Origin of the sequence: Lysinibacillus telephonicus (assembly GCF_039654155.1) — a bacterium.
Classification (GTDB): Bacteria; Bacillota; Bacilli; order Bacillales_A; family Planococcaceae; genus Ureibacillus; species Ureibacillus telephonicus.
The window spans coordinates 316224-341656 of sequence record NZ_CP155468.1 but is presented as its reverse complement, the minus strand read 5'-3'; the positions used below and the strand labels follow the sequence as shown (position 1 = coordinate 341656).

At 34.4% G+C, this 25433-nt stretch carries 24 protein-coding genes and 1 pseudogene; 11 read left to right on the top strand and 14 right to left on the bottom strand.

The annotated features are described in order from the left end of the window. Positions 1 to 1185: a PucR family transcriptional regulator gene (locus MKY04_RS01515; RefSeq protein WP_346235210.1), complete on the top strand. Its 1185-nt coding sequence runs from the start codon at positions 1 to 3 to the stop codon at positions 1183 to 1185. 29 nt (positions 1186 to 1214) lie between these two features. Here MKY04_RS01515 and MKY04_RS01510 read toward each other — a convergent pair whose 3' ends face one another. Continuing rightward, complete coding sequence (locus tag MKY04_RS01510) at positions 1215 to 2231, bottom strand: putative zinc-binding metallopeptidase (RefSeq protein WP_346235209.1); 1017 nt, start codon at positions 2229 to 2231, stop codon at positions 1215 to 1217. A gap of 231 nt (positions 2232 to 2462) precedes the next feature. On the opposite strand from MKY04_RS01510, the gene MKY04_RS01505 reads away from it, so the two are divergent. Beyond that, complete coding sequence (locus MKY04_RS01505; protein ID WP_126296411.1) at positions 2463 to 3578, top strand: IS4 family transposase; 1116 nt, start codon at positions 2463 to 2465, stop codon at positions 3576 to 3578. Between the two features lie 319 nt (positions 3579 to 3897). On the opposite strand, the gene MKY04_RS01500 is transcribed toward MKY04_RS01505, so the two are convergent. From MKY04_RS01500 to MKY04_RS01490, 3 genes are read right to left on the bottom strand one after another with little or no spacing between them, the layout of a single operon-like run. Further along, positions 3898 to 5277: an MATE family efflux transporter gene (locus MKY04_RS01500; RefSeq protein ID WP_346235208.1), complete on the bottom strand. Its 1380-nt coding sequence runs from the start codon at positions 5275 to 5277 to the stop codon at positions 3898 to 3900. A gap of 27 nt (positions 5278 to 5304) precedes the next feature. Continuing rightward, the gene (locus MKY04_RS01495; protein ID WP_346235207.1) at positions 5305 to 5646 is read right to left on the bottom strand and encodes a GIY-YIG nuclease family protein; all 342 of its coding nucleotides are present in this window, start codon (positions 5644 to 5646) and stop codon (positions 5305 to 5307) included. A gap of 19 nt (positions 5647 to 5665) precedes the next feature. Continuing rightward, complete coding sequence (locus MKY04_RS01490; protein ID WP_346235206.1) at positions 5666 to 6421, bottom strand: DUF2087 domain-containing protein; 756 nt, start codon at positions 6419 to 6421, stop codon at positions 5666 to 5668. A 516-nt stretch (positions 6422 to 6937) separates the two neighbouring features. Here MKY04_RS01490 and MKY04_RS01485 point away from each other — a divergent pair. Next, the gene (locus MKY04_RS01485) at positions 6938 to 8398 is read left to right on the top strand and encodes an IS1182 family transposase (RefSeq protein WP_346235190.1); all 1461 of its coding nucleotides are present in this window, start codon (positions 6938 to 6940) and stop codon (positions 8396 to 8398) included. Between the two features lie 135 nt (positions 8399 to 8533). On the opposite strand, the gene MKY04_RS01480 is transcribed toward MKY04_RS01485, so the two are convergent. Then, positions 8534 to 9157 carry a nitroreductase family protein gene (locus tag MKY04_RS01480; protein ID WP_346235205.1) on the bottom strand — a complete coding sequence of 208 codons (624 nt, stop codon included), beginning with the start codon at positions 9155 to 9157 and terminating at the stop codon, positions 8534 to 8536. Between the two features lie 234 nt (positions 9158 to 9391). Between MKY04_RS01480 and MKY04_RS01475 the strand changes: the two genes are divergently transcribed. Both MKY04_RS01475 and MKY04_RS01470 read left to right on the top strand, forming a co-directional pair. Then, the gene (locus tag MKY04_RS01475; RefSeq protein WP_346235204.1) at positions 9392 to 10024 is read left to right on the top strand and encodes a hypothetical protein; all 633 of its coding nucleotides are present in this window, start codon (positions 9392 to 9394) and stop codon (positions 10022 to 10024) included. Between the two features lie 471 nt (positions 10025 to 10495). Continuing rightward, positions 10496 to 12052 (top strand): SpoIID/LytB domain-containing protein, encoded by a 1557-nt coding sequence (locus MKY04_RS01470; RefSeq protein WP_346235203.1) that lies wholly within the window; start codon positions 10496 to 10498, stop codon positions 12050 to 12052. A gap of 182 nt (positions 12053 to 12234) precedes the next feature. Here the strand turns inward: MKY04_RS01470 and MKY04_RS01465 are convergent, their stop codons facing one another. From MKY04_RS01465 to MKY04_RS01450, 4 genes are all read right to left on the bottom strand, one after another. Further along, positions 12235 to 12780 carry a DUF2179 domain-containing protein gene (locus MKY04_RS01465; RefSeq protein ID WP_126292472.1) on the bottom strand — a complete coding sequence of 182 codons (546 nt, stop codon included), beginning with the start codon at positions 12778 to 12780 and terminating at the stop codon, positions 12235 to 12237. A 235-nt stretch (positions 12781 to 13015) separates the two neighbouring features. After that, a complete protein-coding gene (locus MKY04_RS01460) occupies positions 13016 to 13504 on the bottom strand; it encodes a DinB family protein (RefSeq protein WP_185807601.1) in 489 nt (162 codons plus the stop codon). Between the two features lie 34 nt (positions 13505 to 13538). Next, positions 13539 to 14024: a DinB family protein gene (locus tag MKY04_RS01455; protein WP_346235202.1), complete on the bottom strand. Its 486-nt coding sequence runs from the start codon at positions 14022 to 14024 to the stop codon at positions 13539 to 13541. 167 nt (positions 14025 to 14191) lie between these two features. Beyond that, a complete protein-coding gene (locus tag MKY04_RS01450; protein WP_126292469.1) occupies positions 14192 to 14626 on the bottom strand; it encodes a hypothetical protein in 435 nt (144 codons plus the stop codon). Between the two features lie 224 nt (positions 14627 to 14850). Between MKY04_RS01450 and MKY04_RS01445 the strand changes: the two genes are divergently transcribed. The 4 genes from MKY04_RS01445 (at position 14851) to MKY04_RS01430 (ending at position 18290) form a co-directional block, all read left to right on the top strand. After that, positions 14851 to 15552, top strand: a complete 702-nt coding sequence (locus MKY04_RS01445) for a hypothetical protein (RefSeq protein WP_346235201.1) — start codon at positions 14851 to 14853, stop codon at positions 15550 to 15552. 319 nt (positions 15553 to 15871) lie between these two features. Then, positions 15872 to 16054, top strand: a complete 183-nt coding sequence (locus tag MKY04_RS01440; RefSeq protein WP_346235200.1) for a hypothetical protein — start codon at positions 15872 to 15874, stop codon at positions 16052 to 16054. A gap of 250 nt (positions 16055 to 16304) precedes the next feature. Continuing rightward, positions 16305 to 16607, top strand: a complete 303-nt coding sequence (locus MKY04_RS01435; RefSeq protein WP_126292466.1) for a DUF4212 domain-containing protein — start codon at positions 16305 to 16307, stop codon at positions 16605 to 16607. Positions 16608 to 16637: 30 nt separating this feature from the next. Beyond that, positions 16638 to 18290, top strand: a complete 1653-nt coding sequence (locus tag MKY04_RS01430; protein ID WP_346235199.1) for a sodium:solute symporter family protein — start codon at positions 16638 to 16640, stop codon at positions 18288 to 18290. A gap of 63 nt (positions 18291 to 18353) precedes the next feature. Here the strand turns inward: MKY04_RS01430 and MKY04_RS01425 are convergent. Next, a pseudogene (locus MKY04_RS01425) lies at positions 18354 to 19496 on the bottom strand (IS3 family transposase). A 361-nt stretch (positions 19497 to 19857) separates the two neighbouring features. Beyond that, positions 19858 to 21462, bottom strand: a complete 1605-nt coding sequence (locus tag MKY04_RS01420; protein ID WP_346235198.1) for an S-layer homology domain-containing protein — start codon at positions 21460 to 21462, stop codon at positions 19858 to 19860. A gap of 329 nt (positions 21463 to 21791) precedes the next feature. Between MKY04_RS01420 and MKY04_RS01415 the strand changes: the two genes are divergently transcribed. Beyond that, a complete protein-coding gene (locus tag MKY04_RS01415; RefSeq protein WP_185807599.1) occupies positions 21792 to 21959 on the top strand; it encodes a hypothetical protein in 168 nt (55 codons plus the stop codon). Between the two features lie 2 nt (positions 21960 to 21961). Then, positions 21962 to 22768: a serine/threonine protein kinase gene (locus MKY04_RS01410; protein ID WP_126292463.1), complete on the top strand. Its 807-nt coding sequence runs from the start codon at positions 21962 to 21964 to the stop codon at positions 22766 to 22768. A gap of 59 nt (positions 22769 to 22827) precedes the next feature. Here the strand turns inward: MKY04_RS01410 and MKY04_RS01405 are convergent, their stop codons facing one another. Genes MKY04_RS01405 through cbiB form a run of 3 tightly spaced genes read right to left on the bottom strand, consistent with a single transcriptional unit; the run spans position 22828 to position 25424 of the window. After that, complete coding sequence (locus MKY04_RS01405) at positions 22828 to 23433, bottom strand: histidine phosphatase family protein (RefSeq protein WP_126292462.1); 606 nt, start codon at positions 23431 to 23433, stop codon at positions 22828 to 22830. Continuing rightward, positions 23390 to 24490 carry a pyridoxal phosphate-dependent aminotransferase gene (locus tag MKY04_RS01400; RefSeq protein ID WP_126292461.1) on the bottom strand — a complete coding sequence of 367 codons (1101 nt, stop codon included), beginning with the start codon at positions 24488 to 24490 and terminating at the stop codon, positions 23390 to 23392. Before MKY04_RS01400 ends, MKY04_RS01405 begins: the two co-directional genes overlap by 44 nt. Further along, positions 24465 to 25424 (bottom strand): adenosylcobinamide-phosphate synthase CbiB, encoded by a 960-nt coding sequence (gene cbiB, locus MKY04_RS01395; RefSeq protein WP_410798246.1) that lies wholly within the window; start codon positions 25422 to 25424, stop codon positions 24465 to 24467. Before cbiB ends, MKY04_RS01400 begins: the two co-directional genes overlap by 26 nt. Positions 25425 to 25433: the final 9 nt, after the last annotated feature.

The window sequence follows — 25433 nt, the reverse complement described above, 5'->3', positions numbered from 1 at the left end:
ATGACAACTATACATTCATTGCTCTTAGAACCTGAGTTTAAAATTTTAAAGTTAGTAGCAGGAGAAAATGGATTGAATAGAAAATTATCTGGAATAAATGTAATTGAAAGTCCCGATTTAATACCATTTTGCCGTCCAAATGAATTAATTGTTACAACCGGCATTCAAATGAAGAATGATATAAAACAACTAGAAGAGTTAATCCGTCACTTGTATACAAAAAGAGTCGCAGGTTTTATTATTAATGTCGGCCCATATATACCCGAAATACCAGCATCTATCATTCAATTCTCCAATAATAATAGCTTTCCTCTATTATTAATGGATTGGCAATACCGTGTTGCCGATTTATTAAAATGTACTTTTGAATTTATTACAATGTCTCAACATTCTCTGCACCATCAACAAAATGATCAACAACTTTTTAGTCAATTACTCTTTCATTTCAATAATATAAACGCCCCTTCCCTCGAGGAACAAATGCAGCAGAGAGGATTTCCAAAAGGTGCAGAATTAGGAATTATTACTTGTACAACAAAGAATTCTAACCACTCTATTTCTAAATTTTCTTCTATTATTCATTATGAATTTCATCATCGTTATAATCATTATTTGTCATTAAAGCATCATAACCAGCTGCTTTTTTTAATTAATCGTGCGGAAGTAGAGAAGGATTCAATTCCTTTTTCAAAAACTGTAGAAAAAATATACGAGAAAATTAGAGAAAGAGATGGGGACGTTCATTTAATCATTGGAATGGGAAATTTTTATACTTCTTTGAAGCATCTTGCAAGAAGCTATAATGAATCATTAACTGTTATTCATTTAGTACAGCAGCATCAAAATCCTTTTATTTATAAGTATAAAGAAATAGGTGCTTACAAAATTATTATGGGTGTACAAGACCAATCAATTATTCAGCAATTTCATCATGATATGTTGGACCCCCTATACTCATACGACCAGTTGCACAATACCGATTTTGTTTACTTTTTGCGAACATTCCTTGAGGAAAACGGCAGTATTATTAAAATTAGTAAAAGGCTATTTTTACACCGTAATACAGTGAGTTACAAGATTCATAAAATAGAAGGGATATTAGATGTAGATTTAAATCACCCTTTTACGAGAACAAATCTTAATATGGCATTTATGATTGAGGATGTATTGAACCAACAAAAATAAACTTGTGCAGAAGCACAAGTTTATTTTTGTTACTCATTTTCTACCACACTTCTCACTACCCATGTCGAAGCTCGGGATAATATTTCTGTTCGCAGCTCGACTAGGTCTTCAAATTGATAGAAGAATAATAGTTTTTGTTCTCTAACGGTATCTCCTGTTGGTGTTTGTGTTAAAACAAAGTGTGCGAATGACTCGGCAAAATCCTCTTCAGGAGATGTCATTGCATATTTTGATACGTAAAAGTCCTCAAGCTCTCCATTGCCTCCCGATTCCCAAAACCTCTTATAAAAATCATTTAAGTAAGCATCTTTATAAAAGCACCCTGAATCTTGCAAGTACAATGATTTGCACCCTTTTTCATCTTCCCAATAGTCAATCTGTATTTGATTAAGGGATAAAAAATGTGCATATTCATGCAAGTACGTGACGAGAGTTTCTGAAGCAAGCTCGATATTTTTATTGTTCATACCTAAAGTCCAATACTTACCGTATTTATCATGAAGAGATACATATGCAAGGGTATCTCCACTTTCAAATACTTCGAATCTATTAATATCGTCTCTATATTTTTCTGGAATAAGCCAGCTAAAGCTAAACCATAAGTTAGCATGGTAATCCATTTCCTCTTTTGAAATGTTGGCATTAGTATAAATAGCCTCATCTTTGTTATCGACATCATATGTAGTGAGTACGGTTATACCCTCATCACCTGTTGCGACGGATTCTTCTAACACTAGAGATCCAAACGTCTCTTCAAGCTCAGCTATAACAGCATTCCCCCAAGCAACGCAGGAATCATAATCAATACAGTTGATTATTAATGCACAAATTTCTTCCTCTTCAATATAAACCTCATTTTCATAACACCAATCCAGCAGTTCGATTTCCTCGCTAGCATTGTCAATTTGCGTTAATGCATCAACCTCAGAACTTACTACCTCACTTGCCGCAACTTCTTCCGCTTCTAATATGTTCTTTTCTACAGACTCCCTGCAACCAACTAATAGCACAACAAAGGATAAAAAGAGAAAGCGGAGAAAATTCAAAGGCCGTACTCTCCTTCCTTCCATATAATGTCTCTATATTTTACTAGAGATTCAAATAAGAAATGAATGAAATTAAAAATATATTGTCAATCACTAGTGTTGCATTAATTTAAATTCACTATTAAAAATACTCAAAATGTTCAATATTATTATTTTATGCAAAGAAAAAGTCCTTTATAATGGATTAGTCAGGTGGTAACCCGTCCAAATCCACTAAAAAAGGACCATCACATGGACAAGATTACACGAAAAACTTCATTTGGACAATGGTTTTCACCTATAAATCTTCAATTATTTGAAGAAAACGTGAAAACGATGAAATTAGATTACTATACGAAAAAATTAACGACAGAGTCATTTCTAAAATTACTACTTTTTGCGCAGCTACAAGAAATTGAAAGTCTGCATGCGCTGGGTGATTGTCTTTTCGATGACCAGCTTCAAAAAGGGATAGACCTTGATTCTATTAGTATTTCTCAGTTGTCACGGCGGTTAAACGGCATAAACCCTGATCTATTTCAAAGGCTTTTCCTTGATTTAGTGTCACAAATTCATGCCAAAACGCATTACACGAAACTCGTGATGCCGTTAAAAATCATTGATTCAAGCACATTGCCACTTAATTTGACCAATCATAAATGGGCTAAATTCCGCAAAACAAAAGCAGGTGTAAAGTTACATTTGCGCCTTGTGTTTATGGAAAAGGGTATATCCTATCCTGAAAAGGCCGTTATGACAACGGCAAAAGAACATGACCGTGGTCAGCTTGAAATCATGGTGGATGACAAGGAATGCATGTATGTGTTTGACCGTGGTTATCTAGACTACGAGCGCTTTGATCGCATGACTGATGATGGCTACTTCTTTCTTTCACGGCTACGCAAAAATGCAGTCATACGGAACGTTTACGATTTTAAGCTACCCAAGGATACAGCTGTTTTATCAGACCAAATGGTGTTGATAGGTACGACTCAAAACCGTGCTGAAAATTACTTTCGGCTTCTAAAAGTGATTGACTCAAAAGGAAATGAACTTCATTTAATTACAAATCGTTTTGATTTAAGCGCCGAAGAAATTTCAGAAATGTATAAATCACGGTGGGCAATTGAGCTGTTTTTTAAATGGATCAAACAACATCTCAGCATCAAAAAGTTCTACGGTCAAAGCGAATGGGCGATTCAAAATCAAGTATTTATCGCACTAATTGTTTTTTGCCTACATGTTCTCGTACAAATCGAGACCAGAAGCAAGCGAAAAACCTTACAGATTAGCCGTTATCTAAGGGCTGCATTGTGGAAACCAGCGAATGTTTGGCTTCGAAAGATTGAAGGAAAAGCCATCCCTTAAATATGCAAATTGTCGTCGTTGCAAAAGTCTAATTGTAAATAAATTTCCAAATGGATGGGGACACCTTTGATTGGGTATTTACTTTTTTGCCTCTAAACAGGGAAGGTGAGTAAACTGAAAATTATGACACTATTTATGCAACACTAGTGATTGTCAATAAATTACTACAATTTACCCAACATTTTTTATGATACGAGGGACCGGAAATGCTTAATTTCTATATAAATTAAACAAGTATGTAATCAATCATTGTAAATACTTTAAAGTTAAAAAAGAAAACGCCTGGATAAGCAAATTGTCCAAGCGGCGTTTCTTTATACTATTCATTTACTAAAGCCTGTATCGTTTTCTTTTTCCAAACGAGTCGATAATAACTATATTGTGCTGTTAAATTTATAATGAATGCAATCGGATAAGCCAACCATACGCCATTGATTCCAAGGCTCGTGAAATTTGATAATAGATATGCAGCTGGTACTTCTACAAACCAAATGCTTCCGCTTAGAAATACCGTTGGCCATAAAACGGTGCCTGTTGCACGCATTGTTGCTGAAATTGCTTGTGTATGCCCTAATAGTAAATAACTCCAGAAGGAAATTATTATTAAACCCTTTGAAATGGCAATTATATCTGGATTGGATAAAAATATTCTCAATATAGGCTCAGCTAACAAGTAAACGATGATAATTAATGCACCACCGAATAAGTAAATTAACTTTAATCCCAACTTTGTAATCTCTTTTAAGTTTTCTTGATTTCCTGCACCAATTGCCTGTGCTACGAATACAGATATAGCAATAGACACAGAAAGACCTGGAATTTGGATGTAGCTTGCGATTTGGTTTACAATGCCATAAGCTGCCGTTGCGTTAGAACCATAGCTATTTACAAATGTCAAAACTGCAATTTCCGCCATCGCAATCGACACTAAACTAATACTTGAAGGAATAGCGAGCTTTAAAAGAGTTTTAACGATATTTCCCCTAAAGTGGATGTTTTTTAATATAATTTTGTCTAATTTTATTGCATGATCTTTTTTGTGCAAATTAATCAGTAATAGTATAAATGTAAATAAATTTGCCAGCACCGATGCATAAGCTGCTCCATTCAAAGCTATAGCCGGCAGCCCAAACCAGCCAAACATTAAAATTGGCAGCAATAGAATATTGATAATGATACTGATGATTAAAAATAATAACGGTGTTTTGGAATCCCCTGCCCCTCTTATAAAAGTTGTATAACTCATATACAAAAAAGTAATAGGTAGAGTGACAAATATAATTTCTGCATAATTTGCACTTTCAATTAATATATTTTCTGGTGTCCCCATCCATCTTAAAATATCTTCTGTAAAAAGTCCCCCGATGATAGCAACAACAATTGAAAGCATCAGTGTTATTGCAATTGTAACACCAACAACTTCTTTCATTTTTGAAATATTTCCTGCTCCATAGGTTTGACCAACTAATATCGAACTCCCTGATCCAATGCCAATTGCAAAAGAAATGAGAAAGAAAAGCAGAGGGAAGAAGGCCGAAATCGCAGCAAGTGATTCTTCACCAAGCGTTTGGCCTACTACTATGGCGGTTATAATTTGCCCTAAAGACTGGACGACACTTGAGAAAACGATTGGGATTAGAAAAAGAATCATCGTTTTCTGTAGAGTTGTCTGATTTGACTGTTGTAAAATGCTTTTCATTTCATGTTCTCCATGATTAATTTATTTTTAATGATAGCCGCGCTCCCTAAATGGCTGCAGCTGTTCAAGCCATTTATTTTCAAGTTCCTTTAATGCTTCTTTTTCATTAAAGTAAGGACTATCCTCCTTCTTCAACTTCTCTAATATATCAACCGAAAAAGCATCTTTACCGTACTTTGACCAATCTGATTGAAGTTCCTTGTTATGAAATGTTTGATTTTCTAAACTAAATTTAACACCGTTGATTGTTTTCAAATTCCGTGTACTATCAATAAATACTTTGCCTGTAATATTATTTTTTATTTGATAAACACCTGCAATAATTTCGATTTCTCGGTATTGATGTTTTAATTCCTTTTTTCTTTCCACGGGGAATGCTCCCTTCCTATTATTTTTTCAGCCAATAAACGCTGCCGTCTGCTTTACGATCAAGAAAACCATATTCAATTAAATATCTTCTGATTAATACATAGTCGTTATAAATTTCCTTTAAAATCGCGTTTAAATCCTTCTCATTATATTTGGCATTCGCATCTAGGCGTCCGGCTATTGCACGCAGCACTACAAGACGCTGTTTTTCATTTGGAGGAAATTTATTTAGAGGACCTGTTAATCCTTCAATAAAATATTTATTTAAAATTTTCGTTTGTTCCTCAGCAGTAACTGCATACCGATCATCTAACATAGTGGCATGTTTATGCGGTGCAACAAAAGCAGGCGCATACAGGTCCTTCTCCTTTAGAAGCTCCATAATCGCTAGCAATGTTTTAGCCTGACGTTCCTTCTCCTTAAGTACAAAACGATGATGACGAATAGTAGAGCTGCTCCCAATTTCCATTTCTTGTTGAACTTCCTTATCGCTCTTCCCTGCATAAAAATGTTTAAGTAAAGTCGTTTGATGCTCCGTTAAACCTGTTAATTTTTTATCAAGATTTAATAAATAGTTAAATACTGAATCATGAGTGTTTTCAATATGCAATCGAATATAACGTTTCGCTTCATACAGAACTTCTTCATGTGGATAAATCACACCTTTTTCAATTTGCTCACCACATAAAAGACACACATAATAATTTGCTTCTTCTTTATAACCTTGTTTTATTTCTTCTAATGATGCGCTCCAAAAAACATCAGATTGGCTCATGTTAAAACCTCTTTCAACATTATTTTGCATTATGTTTATTATTTTTATAAACACATTATAAAAATGTTTGTATTATATGATAAACAATTTAACAAAACGTTTAGCTAGTGTCAAGAAATAATAATAATTTCCTTTATTGTTATACTTCTATTCTTTACCAATCCACTTAAAAGTCCACTCCATTCTCAAATAAAAAAGGCGTCCCGATTATTGGGAGGCCACTGAAAAAGTCCTTTCTGATTTTTGTTGCGAGTATGAGAACGATCAATTCGTTCTCATACTCGCTTTTTCATTTGAAGCCGTGGATTTCCGTTCCAGGCAGTCGCTTTCCGCGGGCACGGCTTCAATCTCCTCGTCACTTCGTTCCTGCGGGGCTTTCAGCTCGCGCTGTTCCCGCTGGAGTCGCTGCCTTCCACTCCAATCCACTATGTTCTCCTTTTTTAAGAGATTTTTCCGTTCAAAAAAGCAACTCCTTTCCTGTATAATTAAATGAAGTAAATGTAGGTGGTGTACCCAATGATTTCAAACCAAGAATCTCTCAATCTTAGCCCATTCATGGCCATATACGATATTGTGGTGCCTAAGGAAAATATGCTTCGAAAAATCAATGAACTTGTAGATTTTACTTTTATCCTCGAAGAACTGAAAACAAAATATTGTCTTGATAATGGTCGCAATGCAGTGTCACCCATTCGCATGTTCAAATATCTATTGCTTAAATCCATTTTTGATTTATCAGATGTAGATGTAGTAGAACGTTCTAAATATGATATGTCGTTTAAATATTTCCTCGATATGGCTCCAGAAGATTCTGTGATTGACCCAAGTTCTCTAACAAAATTTCGAAAACTCCGTCTTCCAGATGAGGGTTTATTAGATATGCTAATTGGGAAAACAGTTGAGATTGCATTGGAAAAAGAACTCATCAAAAGTAAATCAATCATTGTGGATGCCACACATACGAAAGCACGTTATAATCAAAAATCACCGAAAGAATTTTTACAAGAAAAATCCAAAACTGTTCGAAAAGCTGTCTATCAAATCGATGAATCGATGAAAACAAAATTCCCACCGAAAACTACTTCTAACGAAGTGAAGGATGAATTGAATTATTGTCGTCAAGTGATTACTGTTATTGAAACAGAACCACACATAGCTGAGATTCCTGCCGTTAAGGAAAAATTAAATGTGCTAAAGGAAGTAGTAGAAGATTACACAGAACAACTTAGCTATTCCAATGATCCAGATGCACGTGTTGGACACAAAACTGCCGACTCTTCTTTCTTTGGCTACAAAACGCATATTGCGATGAGTGATGAACGAATTATTACAGCTGCTATTGTGACAACAGGAGAAAAAAGTGATGGAAAATACCTACAAGAGTTAATTGAAAAAAGCCAAGAAACAGGGATGAAAGTGGAGACAGTCATTGGAGACACAGCTTATTCTGAAAAAGATAACATTCGCTATGCAAAGGAAAATAATTTTGAATTAGTATCAAAATTAAACCCGCAAATTACACAAGGCACTCGAACGAAAGAAGAAGAATTTGAATTTAATAAAGATGCAGGGATGTATGTTTGTAAAGCTGGTCATATGGCAATACGGAAAGCACGAACAAATAAGAAAAACGTAGGAAAAAATCAAAGACAAACTTATTATTTTGATATTGAAAAATGTAAAGTTTGTCCTTACCGTGAAGGTTGTTTTAAAGAAGGAGCGAAAAGTAAGACTTATTCTACGACAATCAAATCAATGGAACACAAAGACCAGGAAGTATTCCAAGAAACCGATGAATTTAAAAGAAAAGCAAAATCTCGCTATAAAGTTGAAGCGAAAAATAGTGAACTCAAACATAGACATGGGTATGATACAGCATCATCATCAGGTCTATTTGGTATGGAGATTCAAGGAGCTACAGCGATATTTGTAGTCAACCTCAAGCGAATACTAAAACTTCTGAGCGAAAAAGAGTAAAAAAGAGAGGAAGAAAAAGGCAAATTATCGTCCAAATAAGACGGCGATTTGCCTTTTTTGTATTGAATTTCATTTACACAACTAAAAAACGTAAGTTTTTCAGTGCCCTCATTATTGGACGCCGCTTTTTTCTTGCTATTTAAATACTTTTACACGATCTTCGATTGGCTCATAATGCTTTTCTTTGGGAGGTGCAATCGGCTTCCCAAATGGCATTTGTGCAATTAACTTCCAATTGCTTGGAAGATTCCATTCCTTTTTTACCGCCTCGTCAATAAGTGGATTATAGTGTTGAATCGATACTCCATATCCTTCTGTTTCTAATGCTGTCCATACTATATATTGAAGCATAGCAGATGATTGCTGCGACCATAATGGAAAATTGTCTTTGTATGATTCAAAATTTTGCTGAAGCGATTCGATAATAGCTGTATCTTCAAAAAATAGAACTGTTCCATATCCTTTACCGAAAGCATTTAAACGCTCCTCTGTAGCACTAAATTTCTCAGCGGGAACCCTTTTCCTTAAAGTCCCTTCTGTAATTTCCCAAAGTTTTCTATGATTCTCACCTAATAAAATTACAGCCCGATCGCTTTGAGAATTAAAAGCTGATGGTGAATGTAATACTGCTAAATTAACAATTTCTTCAATTTTTTCATCTGAAATAATAGGTTCATTACTAATAAAATGATATGAACGTCTTGATTTTACTGCAGAATAAAAATCTTTATGATCTATTAATTCCTTTTTATTTATCATATACAATCTCTCCTATGTATTATTATGAACATTTCTATTTTTCCATAATTTTTTATTACTCTTCAAGAAATTCAGCTTACTTCATAGATTAACGGTTGAGGTTAATAATATCTCCATCTTCAGATGTTCATACCTCTTAACAAATCAAAAAAAATATTGTTAAATTACAAGTTAATATTTCCCAACATCTAGGAATATGATGAATAACACTACATTTACATGGGGGTTAGTCGGTTGGATAATGTAAAAGCATTTGCTACATTTCAGCAAATTGGTGAGGAAGTTTACCGAACAAATACGTTTATTCAATTTGGGACCTCAAGCCAGTCTCTTGGTGCTGCGGTCATGTTAAATCCAGGATCTGCAAGTTTAAAAGGAGAAGCAAAAATTAAGCTAATTCAAACTGGGGCACATACAGATGAAGTGGCATTGGATAAAACGATGAAACAGTTAGTAAAATTCATGAAAAGAACTCATGCTAAATTACAAGGAAGATTATACATTTACAACTTATTCTATGTAAAAAATACAATTGGCAAGGAAGCGATTGCATTATTTGAATCCTTAAAATCAACAGGTAATTATCCTACAATTACACGCCCCTCACTAAGTGAAATTCAAAGACATCCATGGATATTAATTGGTTGGGGTGTAGAGAGAGGAAAAAATTCTAGCTATTATGAGCTAGAAAAAAAGAAATGGCTTGATTTAATTTTAATGAGCCAAATCCCATATTTCGGGATATTATCAAAGGAAAATGAATACTACCACCCAAATCCAAAAGGCCCTGCAAATAACGTAAGACTCGAGCAACTAATTCGAGCATTTAAAGATGAAATTGAACCTCTTTTAATTGGAAAAGAATAATTAATCCCCTTCCTTACAATTCAGAAGTTAGGAATCCCAACAGCTACAAAGTAAAATTCTTGAGCAAGTTGGTGAGCTCATTAACCTTTTATATATCTACCCGAATAGTATAAATCCCTTATCAAATCTTTTAAAATGTATAACTTAATTGATTTCCTCTTTACTTATGCTTTTTAAAGGGTACGTCCCAATATCCTTTTTTGGATGTACCCTCCAATTTGAATATTTTTATAATTCCCATCTACTATAATTCCGGTAGATTAACATCAACTAATTTCCTCCTAGTTCTTTATCTCAAACTCCAAATATTAAATTCAAAACCTAGAAGAAATACCTCTCCATACATATCCCATACCTATTGATTTAACACAGTTTTTAAATATTTTTTTGGAAAAAATATATCATTGTTTATACCGAACTATTAATATATGCTTGCCTAAGCATCGAATATAATAGTTTCGGAGGTAATCAATGAAACACGTCTTACTTTCAATTATTGTTTTCATATTGTTCATATCTTTGCTTCCAAATAGTAGATTTCAAGCACAGGATACAGAACCTATTGTTAAAGTTAAGCTTGTAAACTACTTAGGGAATAAATCAGAAATTACGATCAAACCAAATAGCGATTATTTAACAAGCGATGAAAACTTAATTTTAAAGTCAAATGAGACTTATATATTAAAGCAAGTAAACGGCAATCTATCATTATATAAAAATGGAAATCTACTAAATTCCTATCAAACCTTTTCCGTACAACCCGTCGAATCAAAATCACAGCTCTCTATTAATAATCGTCTATATTTAGGGAGCTTTGATTTTATAGTAGAAAACAATCTTTATGTTCGTCCGATTAACTCGGTTTACATGGAAGATTATTTAAATGGTGTCGTTCCAATAGAAATGTATCCTGCTTGGAATATAGAAGCCCTTAAGACTCAAGCTGTTGCGGCAAGAACATATGCCATGAGTTACCTTAATAGAGGAATTATAAATGATACAATCTCCTACCAAGTATACGGCGGCTATGTTTGGACGCCTAATTCAACAAAAGCAGTTGATGAAACTAAAGGACAAGTCCTTCAATATAATGGCCGCTTAATTGATGCAGTTTATTCTGCTAGCAACGGTGGGATGACAGAAAGCAATTCAAATGCTTGGGGAAATACAGCAGTTCCCTATTTAACAATCAAAGAAGATAACTATGATCCAAAAACGGTTTGGAGTTTTTCATTCCATAAAACACAAATTGACTTAGCAACAAAGAATTTATCTAAACCATCTGAATGGTGGACTTCAACTAAAGAGACCGATCCCGCGATAGCCAATAATATTAAAATGTGGCTAAACAATAATGGTTATGCTAATAAAGAGATTAAAATTATTGCTATCCCTACGTTTTCCCTTTATGATCGTGGCTCAGGCGGACGTGTGAAAAAGGGGGATATCACTGTTGACTTTATAGTAAAGGATTTGACGGATTCTACTGGGAAATTAATTCCACAACATATATCCTTCTCTGATGTAAGTGCATCTAAATTGCGTGCAATGGTTGGAAATCGTACGATGTTGAGTTATTTAATTGATGAGGTCAACAATGATACAAAAATTACTCTTGTAAAAGGACGTGGAGATGGACATGGTGTAGGTATGAGCCAATGGGGGGCGAAATATATGGCTGATGCGGGAAAAACTTATGAGGAAATCTTAAAATTTTATTATACAAACATTTCCATCGCAAAGTTATATAATCCATTACCTAAAACATCAAGCCCATTACCAATAGAGCCCATAAAACAACCTATTACACAAATAGAATCAACTAAAGACTCTAAACTTACTTACGGAAAAGTAAAAGGTTCCAACATAAAGATTAGACAAAATGCTACAACAGCTTCAAAATCATTGGATATACTCCAAAAGAACGAAGCAGTCATAGTATTAAATAGAAAAGATTCTTGGTCCTATATCCAATATGGAAGAACTAAAGGATACGTTTATTCAAAGTATTTAACAAATATAAGATAATGGAAAAATAGTTTCTCTGAGAGATAAGCAACTTGTAGTGAGAATTGGAAGCCTTAAATAAATATTTTGTCCGAAGCACTGTTTTTAAGTAATTTTAATGGAAAATAGCGGGGGCAGTTAGAAAAATTTCACTTTCTAACTGCCCCTTTTCTAATTTAAAGACTATGAATTTTACATTTTTATTATTTGCCGAATGGATTTTTTAATAATTTCGCTTGTTTCTTCATTCGGTCTACCAAGAAGCCGCCTTTAAAAGATTTTGGTTCATACGAAATAATGAATGCTTTTGGTTCAATGGATTCTACGAGTTTGAATAGCTCCTGCTCTCGATTTCGTTTTGCCAAAATCTCATACTTATAGCGGTCACTATCGCGCCCTTCACCGACATATGTTGTAATAGCAAAACCCTGTGTTCTTAATGTATCAATAAGCTCTTGGTTTTTATTTTGCGTATTGATGGTTACATAGACATAGCCTATTGCCAATTTGTTTTCGATTTTTGTTCCTAAAAACATTCCAATACCAAATCCAACAGCATATACGACCATCGCGAGCAAGCTTTGGTCACCATTGAAGACAAGCGATAAACCAAATACATAAATAAGCATTTCCAATATTCCGAAAATAGCTGCAAAAACTGTTAAATTTTTTACTAAAAAAATTGTTCTTAAAGTTAATAGCGGTACATATACGAGTTGTAATAATAAAATTAATAAAATATTAAGCATGTTATACGCCTCTCTAGATAAAATATTGTCTTTTTATTTTTTACCCACAAATTGTGAATTGTACTCGTCCCTTTTTTCAAAGTATACATATTTGACTCATTATCAGTAAATAATTAAAATTATCCAATATAAAATAGCAATCTGCGCTTTTCTCTTACTTTGATTCCAACAACTACTATATAAACAAAGTAGGGGGCTGTTCAGAAATTTCTTTCTGAACACCCCCTCTTACTCATTACAAAACCAATAATTCTTTAATATCCTCAATTTGCCCTAGATGACGTTGTTCGTGATAACCAATAAATGAAATCCATTGACTTAGTGACAGTGCCCCATAAACTGGGTGCGGCATCGATTTTTCATCTAATGTTTCTACACTAACTCCCTCTATACATTTAAGTAAAGTTTCTCTCGAGTTATCCAATTTATTTTTTAATTGTTTGAGAGTTTGATATTCAGCTGATGGCCTCAACATTTCAGGAGCTTGTACTTTATGGGAGCGATCTGCTGCAAGATGAATTCTTCGCAATTTTACCGGATTTGCTTCACTACTTGCCAGAGCTTCCTGAATCCCTTCAACAGCCAGCTTCTCTATTAAGTAAAGATGTTCAAGCACTTGTGCTATTGACCATTGTCCCTCTTCAACAACTTTATTCAATTGACTATCAGATATTTCACTTACGCATTGCCAAATCTGTTCACGCACTTTTATATTGTTTTTCAATATATTACACCACCATCGTAGCAATTATTATTTACTAAAGCGATTGTTTAATCTCTTCAATTTGTCCTATGTGACGTTGTTCATGAAATCCAAGTAAACTAATCCATTGAGTTACCGATAGTAGACCAAAGCGACGGTGAGGAAATGATTTATTATTTAAATCCTCTTCGCTAACTCCTTGAATACTATTCTCTAAGGCTTCTCTAGAACTTGAAAGTTTTGCTCTCAACTCCTCTAATGTTTGGAATTCATTAGAAGGTATTAAATAATCTGGTGCATCTCGTTTTATCGTTCTATCTGCAATTAAATGCATTGGTTTTGGATCAGTTGGATTGTATTCGTCTTTTGAAAGTACTTCACGTATACCTCGAACTGCATTTTCCTCCATCAGCCTTAGATGTTCCAATACCTGAGCAATTGACCATTGACCTTCCACAACCACTTTATTTAATTGCTCATCTGATAGTCCCTTTACGCTATCCCAAATCTCTTCGCGTATCTTTGAATTTTTTTCTAACATGAACATTCCCCCTCCTAATACCTCATATTCTTAATTAAAGAGTAGTAGAACAAAAAAGTCTATTTTAAGTATGGGGGCAAAATAAAAGTGAGAGCAAAAACTGCTTCTCACTTTTTTGTATAATAATCAATTTTTAGAAGGTGTGAAGGGATTATTCTATTTAAGTTTTAGTAGCATTGGAAGAATAAAATATTATTTCGGTTAATGGAGTCATATACCCAGCCTCTCGTTCCTCTCCAACGGAAGCCAATAATTTGGTTTCTGAATATAAACATTGGGAAGAACCAGAAACTGTTGCCATTTCTCAGCCAAATAAACGTATTACGGAACATACAACGTCTTATTCCACCTACTCCACCTCTACGTGTGAACTCTTGTTGTTGGAATGTAGACATTTGCGGCGTAAAACTTGGCGGTGGAGCAGTTGGCGCCTGAAGCTGTCCTCCTCCCCCAAATGGCGGCGACGGGAACCCTCCTCCTGGAAAACTAGGCTGCCCTCCTCCCCCGAATGGTGGTGGCTGTGGGAACCCTCCACCTGGGAAACTAGGCTGATTACCATCAAATTGAACTAAAAAGTCATCATCAAAATTAAAAGGATACAAAACACATTCCTCCTCTCTAAATAAACTACCCTCAATTTATGTAGAAAAGAAAAGCCCGTATAGTTTATTTATCCCTAGTTCGAAAAATATTGTGCATTTTTTTCTGAATACACCTTTATGAATATTATCCAATTTCATGAATATGTTTAAACGACCGTTTCTTTTGATACTAATTAATTGTTAATATCCCATTGATTTAACAACTTAGAAGGGGTTGACTTCATTTGCTCAAATTCGTCATTCCGAAAGAAAAATATAGTCTTTGCCTTGTGAATGCCGGAAAAAAAGATGTTCAAAGTGTATATTTAAAGTATTACGGCCACTTAATTGAAGGTTCTACTTACCACGATTTTATGCCTACCTATTTGCAAACGGAAGTGCTTTTTGGGGAAAGCTACGCAATCTTAGAAGAATTTAATAAGTGGAATCCTAATACAACGTTTTATTACGAAGTACTTTATGTAACGGAAGAAGCTATTAAATTAAAAAAATTCAATCGAAAAAACTTAGACAATGTTATACCTATAGAGTCCCATCCATTATTTCAATCTGCTATTTGGGAAATTGATGAAACATCCTGTGAGTATATAAATGCTGAAGAGATTATTCAAATTGTATCAAAAGATATTTATGCTCCGAAGGTACCGAAGAATAATAGCAATTATCAATACTTATTAAAAAGAAGTGAACTTTTCGAGCATTTTTTTGAAGACCTTTATAAAGAAATGGATAGCTATTACCGTGGGGAAAATCGTAATTCAGTTGCGAAATGGGAATTCGCCGAATTACTACAATCTAATTATGGGGTCCAATTTGAACAATCTGAAGGCTTGGATATTATTTTATCAAGCTGTGTTGCACTTATGCGAAAGCTGCAACTGTCTAAGGCACAAATGGCTGAATATTTCTTAGAATATATTATATAAATTTTTCAACATACACCGGGGCTGTTAAGAAATAAGAATTTCTGGACAGCCCTTTCCTAATATATTCTTCAAATTATTGAACCTCTGGCTGCAACATAAACATCCCTAAATCTCTCCTAAAAAAGGCCATTAAAAAAATTCCAATTATGAAAGTCCTAAAAATGAACGAGTACAATAGAGACTCTTTTCACGCAATTTACAAAAATCAATATTATTTTTTTACCTTTAACCTTAATTTTTTATTCCAAATTCGATAATATTGAGACGATTTTTCACATAAGTTTTTAAATAAAAAATACGATTCCAGACAAGGGAGGTAATGGAGATATTATATATATTTCTTTTATTAGTAGTAATCTGTTTATTTGCCGCATTAAGAAAAAAACGATTTGGATTATTACTAGTTCCTGTATTAGCAATTGTGCTTTTTATGATAGTTGAAATCATACTGGTCCCTGCACCACTTCTAGATACAGTAAAATTTATTTTTAGTCTTCAGTAGCTTTCCCCTAAAAAAACATACAAAAAAATCTTTTTAAAACCTATCTCTTACTTCTAGAGGCAATCTCCCTAAGTCTTTTAAAATGCAATTAAATCAGATACTTATTTTTTCTTTGTCCTTTACTTAAAGACAAAGCAAAAATATAAATTTTTAAACAAAAAGGAGTGAAAGTGACCACGATATTTTAACTTTCTGTTAACCGACATCCTATCGTTAAAGATTGAGGAATTTATGAACTAGGGGTGATATGGTGAGAAAAATTGATAAAAGTAAAGCAGATGCATATTTCCGTGAGAAAAATACGTATATGATTATTTATTTTATAATTTGGGCGCTTGTTTCTTATGGAGTTGTCTTAATCGCGGAGCCATTAAGTGATGTATATTTTAATGGATTCCCATTCCATTATTATATGGGTGCACAGGGGGCTTTAGCAGTTTTCATAATACTGCTGTTTGTTAATGCAATTGTAGGAGATAAAATTGATAAAAAGTATGGCATTGATGAAAAAAGAAATGAAGAAATAGGTAAAACAAGTGTTTCAGAGCACTAAAGACATTTTGAATTAAAAGGGGGATAGTTATTGGATTCACAATTTATTGTTTCGTTGGCGATTATTTTAGCAACATTTGCTTTGTACATTTTTATAGCAGTTTATAATAAAGCAAAGGAAACTTCAGATTTCTATGTTGCTGGTCGAGGTGTACCTCCTATTTGGAATGGGATGGCTATTGGGGCAGACTGGATGAGTGCCGCTTCCTTTATCGGTATGGCCGGTACGATAATGATGCTCGGCTACGATGGGCTAGCTTATATTATGGGGTGGACTGGTGGTTATTTACTATTAACATTCTTGCTTGCACCACAATTACGAAAATCTGGTTGTTATACAGTTCCAGAATTTATTGGGGATCGCTTTAAAAGTAATACAGCTCTTATCATTGCCGCAATTTGTACGATGATTATTAGCTTCACTTATTCAATTGGCCAATTATCTGGTTCAGGCGTAGTTATTGGTCGTCTATTCGAAATTGATGCGAAGCTTGGTACGATGATTGGGGTAGTTTTAATCGCTATTTATGCAGCATTCGGAGGAATGAAAGGGATTACATGGACACAGGTGGCACAATATTTAGTTTTAATTATTGCATACCTTGTTCCAGTTATTTTCATGTCACTTCAAATTACGGGAAATCCCCTCCCTTGGCTAACATATGGAAACATCGTTAGTGAGTTGGGTGAGCTTGATAAACAACTTGGACTATCCGAATATTTCGCTCCATTTGAAAAGGGAACAAAATGGCAGTTCCTTGCACTTATGTTTACATTGATGGCTGGTACAGCTGGGCTTCCTCATGTTATTGCTCGTTTCTATACAGTATCAACAATGAAGGCCGCTCGGTGGTCGGGTGCTTGGGCGCTATTATTTATCGGATTACTATACTTTTCTGCACCGGCTTATGCAGCATTCTCTCGTTTCATTCTAATGACTCAAGTGGCAGGAAGTAAAATAGCTGAGCTTCCTACATGGACAAAAACATGGGTTGACACTGGATTGCTACAAGTTGCGGACACAAGTGGTGATGGGATTCTACAATGGAATGAATTAATCATCGCCAACGATATTGTCGTAATGGCAACTCCTGAGATTGCAAACTTAGGTATCTTTGTAATCGGTCTAGTAGCAGCTGGTGCGATGGCTGCTGCACTATCAACAGCAGGTGGATTGTTAATTGCGATTTCATCTGCATTTGCCCACGATATTTACTATCGTATTTTAAAACCAACTGCAACGGATAAGCAACGTTTAACTGTTGGACGTATTACTATTGTTGTTGCAACACTTTTAGCAGGTATTGTCGCTTTAAATCCTCCAGGTGCGATTACACAAATTGTTGCTTGGGCGTTCGCTCTTGCAACAGGTACCTTCTTCCCAGCACTTGTACTCGGGGTATGGTGGAAGCGTTCGAATTCAAAAGGATTAATCGCAGGTCTACTTGTTGGTTTAGCAGTAACCTTAGCATATATCTTTGCAGCAAAATATGGTGGATTTACAATCTTAGGAATTATTGATACTGGTGCGGGTGTATTTGGTGCAGCAGCAGCATTTGCAGCAAATATCATCGTTTCACTTGCAACTAAGCCACCATCACAGGAAATTCAAGATGCCGTTATCAATCTCCGTTATCCAGAACAAATGACATATAAAAACGGCGAAGTATTTATGGAAGATTAAAATAAAAAGCCTAGCATTCACACAAGGTACTGACCATCATTTTTGAGACAATAAGAAAACACCCTACTTTACAGTTAGTTGGCGGTATTTTACCGGCGATTGGCTGTTTAGTTTCGTTTGAATACGGATATTGTTATAATAATTTATATAGTTTTCGACGATTTGGATCACATGCGCATTCGTTGTGCGATTGATTCCGTCGAGATAGAACGTTTCAGACTTTAGCGAGGAGTGAAACGTTTCAATTGGAGAATTATCAGCGGGCGTGCCTTTACGAGACATGCTCATGGTAATTCTTTTTTCTTTTACTGCCTTTTGATAGTCATAGGACGTATATACAGAACCTTGATCGCTATGCAGGATACAGCCTTCAGGTAATTCTGGTAGCTGATTTAATGTATCTAAAACAAACTCTGTATCTTGAGTAAATCCGATTGTACGCGCTACAATCTCGCCATTAAAGACATCTAGAATACTTGAAAGATACATCATTGATTGACCAAAAGGCAAGTAGGTAATATCTGTTACTAACTTTTCAAATGGTGCTTCCGCTGTAAATTCACGATTTAATAAATTCGGTGCGACGTATGCTGGTTGTCCAGTGCTTTTACGTTTCTTCACTTTTACTCGACACTGCCAATTATATTTTTGCATTACTTACTGTATTTTCACTTATCGGTTCTCCATAAATGCTTGTGATTTTTCGGTATCCGTATCGATATTTATGAAGTTTACACAACTCACCAATTCTCTTATCCCGAATATCTTTCTTTGTTTCAACGTTATTATTCTTTTTCCAACGATAATAAGATGATCTACCTACCCCCAAGTGGTCACAGATTTCACCAATTGTCATGACTTCTTTTAGTTCTTCTACCAATTGCACAACTATTCTTGGCACCACTTCCTTTCCAATTCTGCGTACTTTTTTAAAACTTCAATTTGTTGCTTTAAATAACGATTCTCAGCCTTTAATTTAGCTGTTTCATTTTCATATTCTGGTCCTTTACCAAAGGTATATTGCTTTCCAACTGGCTGTTCAAGGCGATGAAGTTCTCCATTTCGATACCACTTCATCCACGTTTTTAGTTGTGTATAATTTCGAATATTCAATTCTTCTAAAACTTGATTAACAGGTATTCCTGCTAACCTCATTTCGATTGCTTTCATTTTAATTTCTACTGGATAACTAACTCTTGTTCCCATAGAAAAAACACCTCCACGTTGGATTTATAGGTTTAATACCCGTTTTTCAACGAAAGGTGTTTTTATTTGTCTCATTTTTTTAGGTCAGTGCGCAATTTAGTAGTGAGTTGCTTGGCTTTTTATATTTAATTGATTTTGATTTTAATTTAGCTAGCAATGTTTTTGAAAATATACAACTAAAGAAAAGTTGGAAATGGGTTGAATAAAGATTACCTTTTAAACTTAAGTTTTGCTAATACTCTTCCTTTTGTTTTTATATCAAAAAAGTAGCATTAGATTTATTTTCTAATGCTACTTTTCTTAGTCATGGGTTACCCTCAAATTATTATTACTAAGGGGTTTCCGCCATAGAGGCGTTTTTTTATAAACTATCCGCTGCTAAAGCTTCTTCTTCCAATTCTAAAAGTTGTTCGAAAGGAATGACATTATCCCCTTTTGGAATTCCAATTGTAAACTTGATATTTCCATTTACATTCGTTTTCGATTGATCATATGTCAATTTAAAGCCAAAAGCTTCTTCCTCAACAGTTACTGTAATATCAACCGTTCCAGCATCATAGCTAATATAGTTGTCTTGGCTTATCACAATCAACTCATCTAATTGATTAATTTTCAAAAATTTATTAATCTCTGAAACTACTTCATCAATATTTATTTCTTCACTTGCTAATGATTCTTTCGCTAAAGCGATATCTTCAGCAGTTAGCCCTAAAGCCTTTGCATACTCTGGGTTATCAACTAGTTCTAATAATTGAGGAAGCATATCGTTGAACACGATTTCTATAAACGGTTTTAATGATTCATTTGTTAATTCGAATTTAATAACTTTATTCGCATCAACACCTTCTGGAATCGTTACCGTACTTAAATCTATTTCTTTATAAAAATCTTTTCCTAGTAAATCAACAAATAGGTTAATTATGTCAATTCCTAGTTTCGTTTGTACTTCCATATCTAATGATTCAAGAGGTTGTCCTGAAATCTCAGCCATCTCTGCTAAATCATACTCAATAAATTTCCCTTTAACTTCTTCCGGTAAAGGCAATAGTGGAGAGTCTGGAAGTTTAATCCACATTTTTTCTTCAGTCATTACCATTGGTATACTAAATGTTGCTTGAACATCACCTTTTAAAGTAAGGTCGATATTAGCCTCAAATTGCATTGGGTCCTTTTGGTATGCACCTGAGATATCGATTTGTACATCTTTTAATACTTCGAAGATTGCTTGTACTTCTGGTGTCATGTCTTCTACTTCAGGTAAAAGAAGTCCTAAATTCATACTACCTTCAAAGTCGTAAGTATTTAGGTTTGCTTCATTAGCATAAACTTCTTTTAATAATTCAGTAACAGATTCAGTCGAATCTTGCTCTCCACCATCTAACGCTCTTGATAGGAATACTACAAAGTGAGCGCGTGTTAATGGTTTAGAAGGCTTAAACGTTTTATTTTCATAACCTGTTGTAATGTTGTTTGCATATAATGCATCAATTGCTTCATATCCATAGTGATCTTTTGGTACATCTTTAAAGGATGCTGAACCATTACCTTTTAAATCAAATGCATTTGCTAAAATAGTAGCCATTTGAACACGAGTAAGAGGCTTATTCGGTTCGAACTTACCATTATTTCCCGACATAATACCTGCATTTGTAACAGCAGCTATTTCCTTGTAAGATGGGTAATCTTTATCAATATCCTTATATTCAACCGCATCAACTTTGTTAGTATCCAACTTTAAAGCACGTGCTAACATTGTCGCAGCTTGTCCACGAGTTACGTTGTTATTTGGGCGGAATGTTTGATCCTCATAACCACCAACAATTCCTAAGTCAACAAATTCATTAATAACTTTTGAATATGCATCTCCAACATCCTTAAAAGCTAATGCTGCATCAGCTTTTTGAAGAGGGAACGCTAAAACTAAAAGCAACGCTAATAATCCTGTAATAATTCTACTTTTCTTCATCTCAATCTCCTTTCAGTTAATTCCAATCAACGGGATATATGGAAATTATAACACATATAACGCATCTTTTACTATTAAACTTGTACTTTTCTATTATTAGTACTAGTTACACAAGCGATTCCGATTTAATTAAAAGCACCGTACATGGGCATTCTCTTAAAAAAACAAAAAAGAAAGTACACAAAATTGTTAAAAATGAGCGTCTACTTTCCGGCAATTTTCAGTACATTTCAGTTTGTTTAAATATCAAATACAAATGAAACTTCTCAGTTATTTATTCGTATAATTATATATCAACGACTTTAAAAAAATTATGGAGGATTGATCTTATGTTCGATAAAATCATCAAGGGATTATTAGGCGGAGGACATCGTTATTCAAGCAGCCGCAGAAAATATTCACATAAACATAATTATTATGGCCATAAGCATTATAAAAGAGGCTATAAACGCAGCTCAAAAAGTTTCTTCAGCTCTCGCAGCTTTTTTAGCAGCTAAAAATGATTCACAATTTTTTCGAATTCAAATACCATAAGATTGTAAAGTCCTATATTGAGAACGAAACAGATTATCATTTTATTGAACAACTAGGAGTCGGATCTTATGGTATAGCCTATTTAATAGAGGAATCAAAGTCTCAAAAAAAATATGTTTTAAAACGTATGAAATTAAAACATCGCAACAACAAAAAATTACGCCATAAATTTCAGCAAGAAATTACAATGTTAAAGGAAATGGGCCTCCCTAGAGTACCTTCTGTAATTTCTCATGGTGAATTGTATGATACACCCTTTTATATAATGGATTATATTGATGGGCAGACTTTCGAACAGGCAATTTTTAGAACCGGAAAATCATTTTCTGTCGAACAATCTCTTAATATTACAAAAGAACTTCTTGAAATTGTTGTAGATTTTCACAAAAAAGGAATTGTCCACCGTGATTTGCGAATTCCAAATATTTTACTAAAAGAAGATGCCCTTCATATCATAGACTTCGGCTTAGCAGCTTATATAAAAGAGAACGTTGATTTAGAAAAAATTGATAACCCAAAGAAATTAGAAAATCATATTAGTGATTTATATTTCATAGGACACTTCCTACTTTTCTTACTTTATTCAAACTTTACACCAAGTGAAAGAAAGGAAAGAAGCTGGCAGGAAGAGTTACAGTTGCCTCCTGAAGTAGAAAATTATATCGAACGCCTTCTTCTAATTCGTCCAGCTTTTTCAAGTGCTGAAGAGGCATTAGCTGCATTATCGGTAGAATCAGCTGAAAAGGGACCCTGCCAAAACAACATTTGGTAAGGTCCCTTTGAAGATAAAAGGAGAAAATTCTTTTCACTTGATAATACCCTTACTATTTTTCATTTACCATTTAAGTGATTAATCTCTCCAATTGTCTTCACATTAAAATGACCATTAATACACTCTAAAGTAGTTACACTTGTTCCTTGTATATTGGCGATTTCCCATAGCTTTTCAATTGGAGTTTTCAAGATATACATTAAACAACATAAAATCGCAACACCATGAGAAACAACAAGTACATTACCAGTTGTGTGCTGATGGATGTATTGTAAACACTCCATCATTCTTCTACTTATTTCCTCAAATCTTTCCTGAGTTGCCCCTTGGAAAAGGTGCGGCTCATTACAGTATGTAATATAATCAGGTAAACTATTTAAATTACTAATTTTTTGACCTTGCCACTCACCTAGATAAATTTCTCGTAATCTTGCATCTTTTATAATTGATTTGGAAGGGGCTAGAATTGTAGCAGTTTGAATTGCTCGATTTAGATCACTTGAATAAACTGATTCAATATTTTTTATATGTAATGCTTGATTTAACATCCTAGCATGTTTAACTCCCTCTTGCGTCAACGGGGAGTCAAGCCAGCCCTGTAATATTCCTTTTTTATTCCACTCAGTCTCCCCATGACGAACTAAATAAATGGTTGTCTTTTGCATATTGTCTAAATCCTTTTTTAAACATTTCCATTGTTTGTTGATCCTTAATTGCAATTCTAAGCCAACTGCCGTCCATTCCTTTAAAGTTTTCAGTATGTCTTAATACAATTCCTTTTCGAATTAAATCAAAATAAAATGATTTTGCATCCCATGACTTAGGCAGTTGAAAAGATAGAAAATTAACCTGACTATTAGTAACGATGCAATCATGTACGATTAAAAATCGTTTCAATTCTTCCCTTATTGGAATAATAGATTGCTTTGACATCTCTTTAAACTCATGTTCTTTTAAGCACATAATGCCTAATTCAACGGCTAATTGATTAACATTCCAGTGAGGTAAATATCGTTTAATTTCATTTGCTTTTTGCCCAATTAAATATCCTAATCGAATTCCCGCTAATGCATACATCTTCGTCATTGAACGCAATACAATTAAATTGGGAAATTGACTTGTTAATGAAACAATCGATTCGTTTTCGTCCGTCCAATCCATAAATGCTTCGTCAACGACAACATCACAATCAGTTGCCATCCCATGTATAATCAATTCTTTAAGAATATGCTTTGGAATAACAACTCCAGTCGGATTATTTGGGCTGCATAAATAAACAGCTGTTGCTTTTTCCATCTGAGCTTTAATTTTTTCAACCGGCAATTGATATGTAATGATATCTTCTACTACGATTGAAATTGTTTCAACATGACTTTGTTTAAGTGTACGCTCATATTCTGAAAAGGATGGATGAATTACCAAAACTTTTTTCCGCTCATATAAGCGAGCTAAACACATTAGCAACTCCGAAGCTCCATTCCCAACAACGATATTTTCCACAGGTATATGATGTTCTTTTGCTAATAAACTTCGGAGGGGCTCTGCTGTTTCATCTGGATACTGTGAAACTTTCTCCAAAAGACTTGGCCATAATTGATGGAAACTATTAGGATAGCCATGAAAATTAACATTCTCACTTAAGTCCCAAACTTTGTCAGGCATATCGATTCCAAACCTTTTATATAGTGCCTCTGAATTAGCGCCATGCGAGGGATATTGCATATATTACTCCTCCTACTATTAACGTAAAGAACAGACTTACCGTGTACATGTGCTGTATTGATGCAAGGATATGCTTCTTTTGAAGAATCTCTATTGGTTCTCCCATATAAGCTCTAAAAGTTTGTTTACCCCCATATGAATTAAAGCCCCCCAACCTAATACCTAACTGATATGCGGTTGCAGCTTCTAAATATCCGCTATTCGGGCTTGGATGTTTTTTTGCATCTCTATACCATAGCAAAATTCTTTTTTTGAGAGAGTACTTACCTTGATTTCTTGTAGAAAATAATATAAGTAAACCAGTAATTCGACTTGGAATAAAGTTAACTATATCGTCCAGTCTTGCAGCAAAACGACCAAATTCATTAAATCGCTCGTTTTTATATCCAATCATAGAATCTAAAGTATTAATCGTTTTGTAAACCCAGATTCCAGGGGCACCGAATAATAAAGCGTAAAATAATGGGGCCGTGACTCCATCACTTGTATTTTCCGATACTGTTTCAACAACGCCGCGAACAATTTCATCTTCTTCTAGATTATGTGTATCTCGTCCGACAATCCAGCCAAGTTTTACACGAGCCTCTTTTAAATCATTTAGCTTTAATCTATTGTATACAACCATCGCTGCATCTTTTAAACTTTTTTGTGCCAGTGCGACTGCAATTAATATTACTTCAACGAACACTCCTAAAGCATAATGAATTTGATAACTTCCCCATACAATAGCAAAAGTGATCGTATAGACAATTAAAATAATTGCTAGGCTTAAAACGGCACCCTTCCACACTCTCCCAGTATTCCTATTATATTTATTTTCTAATAGACTTATAAGCCTTCCTATCCAGCGAACTGGATGTGGCAGCCACTCTGGGTCTCCAATTATTCTATCAATAAAAAGCGCAAGGAGACATATTATTGCAAACACATTTATGCCCCCTTC

Bases quoted from the DNA above. Each gene is read 5' to 3' on its own strand.
- MKY04_RS01515 (WP_346235210.1), top strand. From the start codon at position 1: ATGACAACTATACATTCATTGCTCTTAGAACCTGAGTTTAAAATTTTA.
- MKY04_RS01505 (WP_126296411.1), top strand. From the start codon at position 2,463: ATGGACAAGATTACACGAAAAACTTCATTTGGACAATGGTTTTCACCT.
- MKY04_RS01500 (WP_346235208.1), bottom strand. From the start codon at position 5,277: ATGAAAAGCATTTTACAACAGTCAAATCAGACAACTCTACAGAAAACG.
- MKY04_RS01490 (WP_346235206.1), bottom strand. From the start codon at position 6,421: ATGAGCCAATCTGATGTTTTTTGGAGCGCATCATTAGAAGAAATAAAA.
- MKY04_RS01485 (WP_346235190.1), top strand. From the start codon at position 6,938: ATGATTTCAAACCAAGAATCTCTCAATCTTAGCCCATTCATGGCCATA.
- MKY04_RS01480 (WP_346235205.1), bottom strand. From the start codon at position 9,157: ATGATAAATAAAAAGGAATTAATAGATCATAAAGATTTTTATTCTGCA.
- MKY04_RS01470 (WP_346235203.1), top strand. From the start codon at position 10,496: ATGAAACACGTCTTACTTTCAATTATTGTTTTCATATTGTTCATATCT.
- MKY04_RS01465 (WP_126292472.1), bottom strand. From the start codon at position 12,780: ATGCTTAATATTTTATTAATTTTATTATTACAACTCGTATATGTACCG.
- MKY04_RS01455 (WP_346235202.1), bottom strand. From the start codon at position 14,024: ATGTTAGAAAAAAATTCAAAGATACGCGAAGAGATTTGGGATAGCGTA.
- MKY04_RS01440 (WP_346235200.1), top strand. From the start codon at position 15,872: ATGGAGATATTATATATATTTCTTTTATTAGTAGTAATCTGTTTATTT.
- MKY04_RS01420 (WP_346235198.1), bottom strand. From the start codon at position 21,462: ATGAAGAAAAGTAGAATTATTACAGGATTATTAGCGTTGCTTTTAGTT.
- MKY04_RS01415 (WP_185807599.1), top strand. From the start codon at position 21,792: ATGTTCGATAAAATCATCAAGGGATTATTAGGCGGAGGACATCGTTAT.
- MKY04_RS01410 (WP_126292463.1), top strand. From the start codon at position 21,962: ATGATTCACAATTTTTTCGAATTCAAATACCATAAGATTGTAAAGTCC.
- MKY04_RS01405 (WP_126292462.1), bottom strand. From the start codon at position 23,433: ATGCAAAAGACAACCATTTATTTAGTTCGTCATGGGGAGACTGAGTGG.
- MKY04_RS01400 (WP_126292461.1), bottom strand. From the start codon at position 24,490: ATGCAATATCCCTCGCATGGCGCTAATTCAGAGGCACTATATAAAAGG.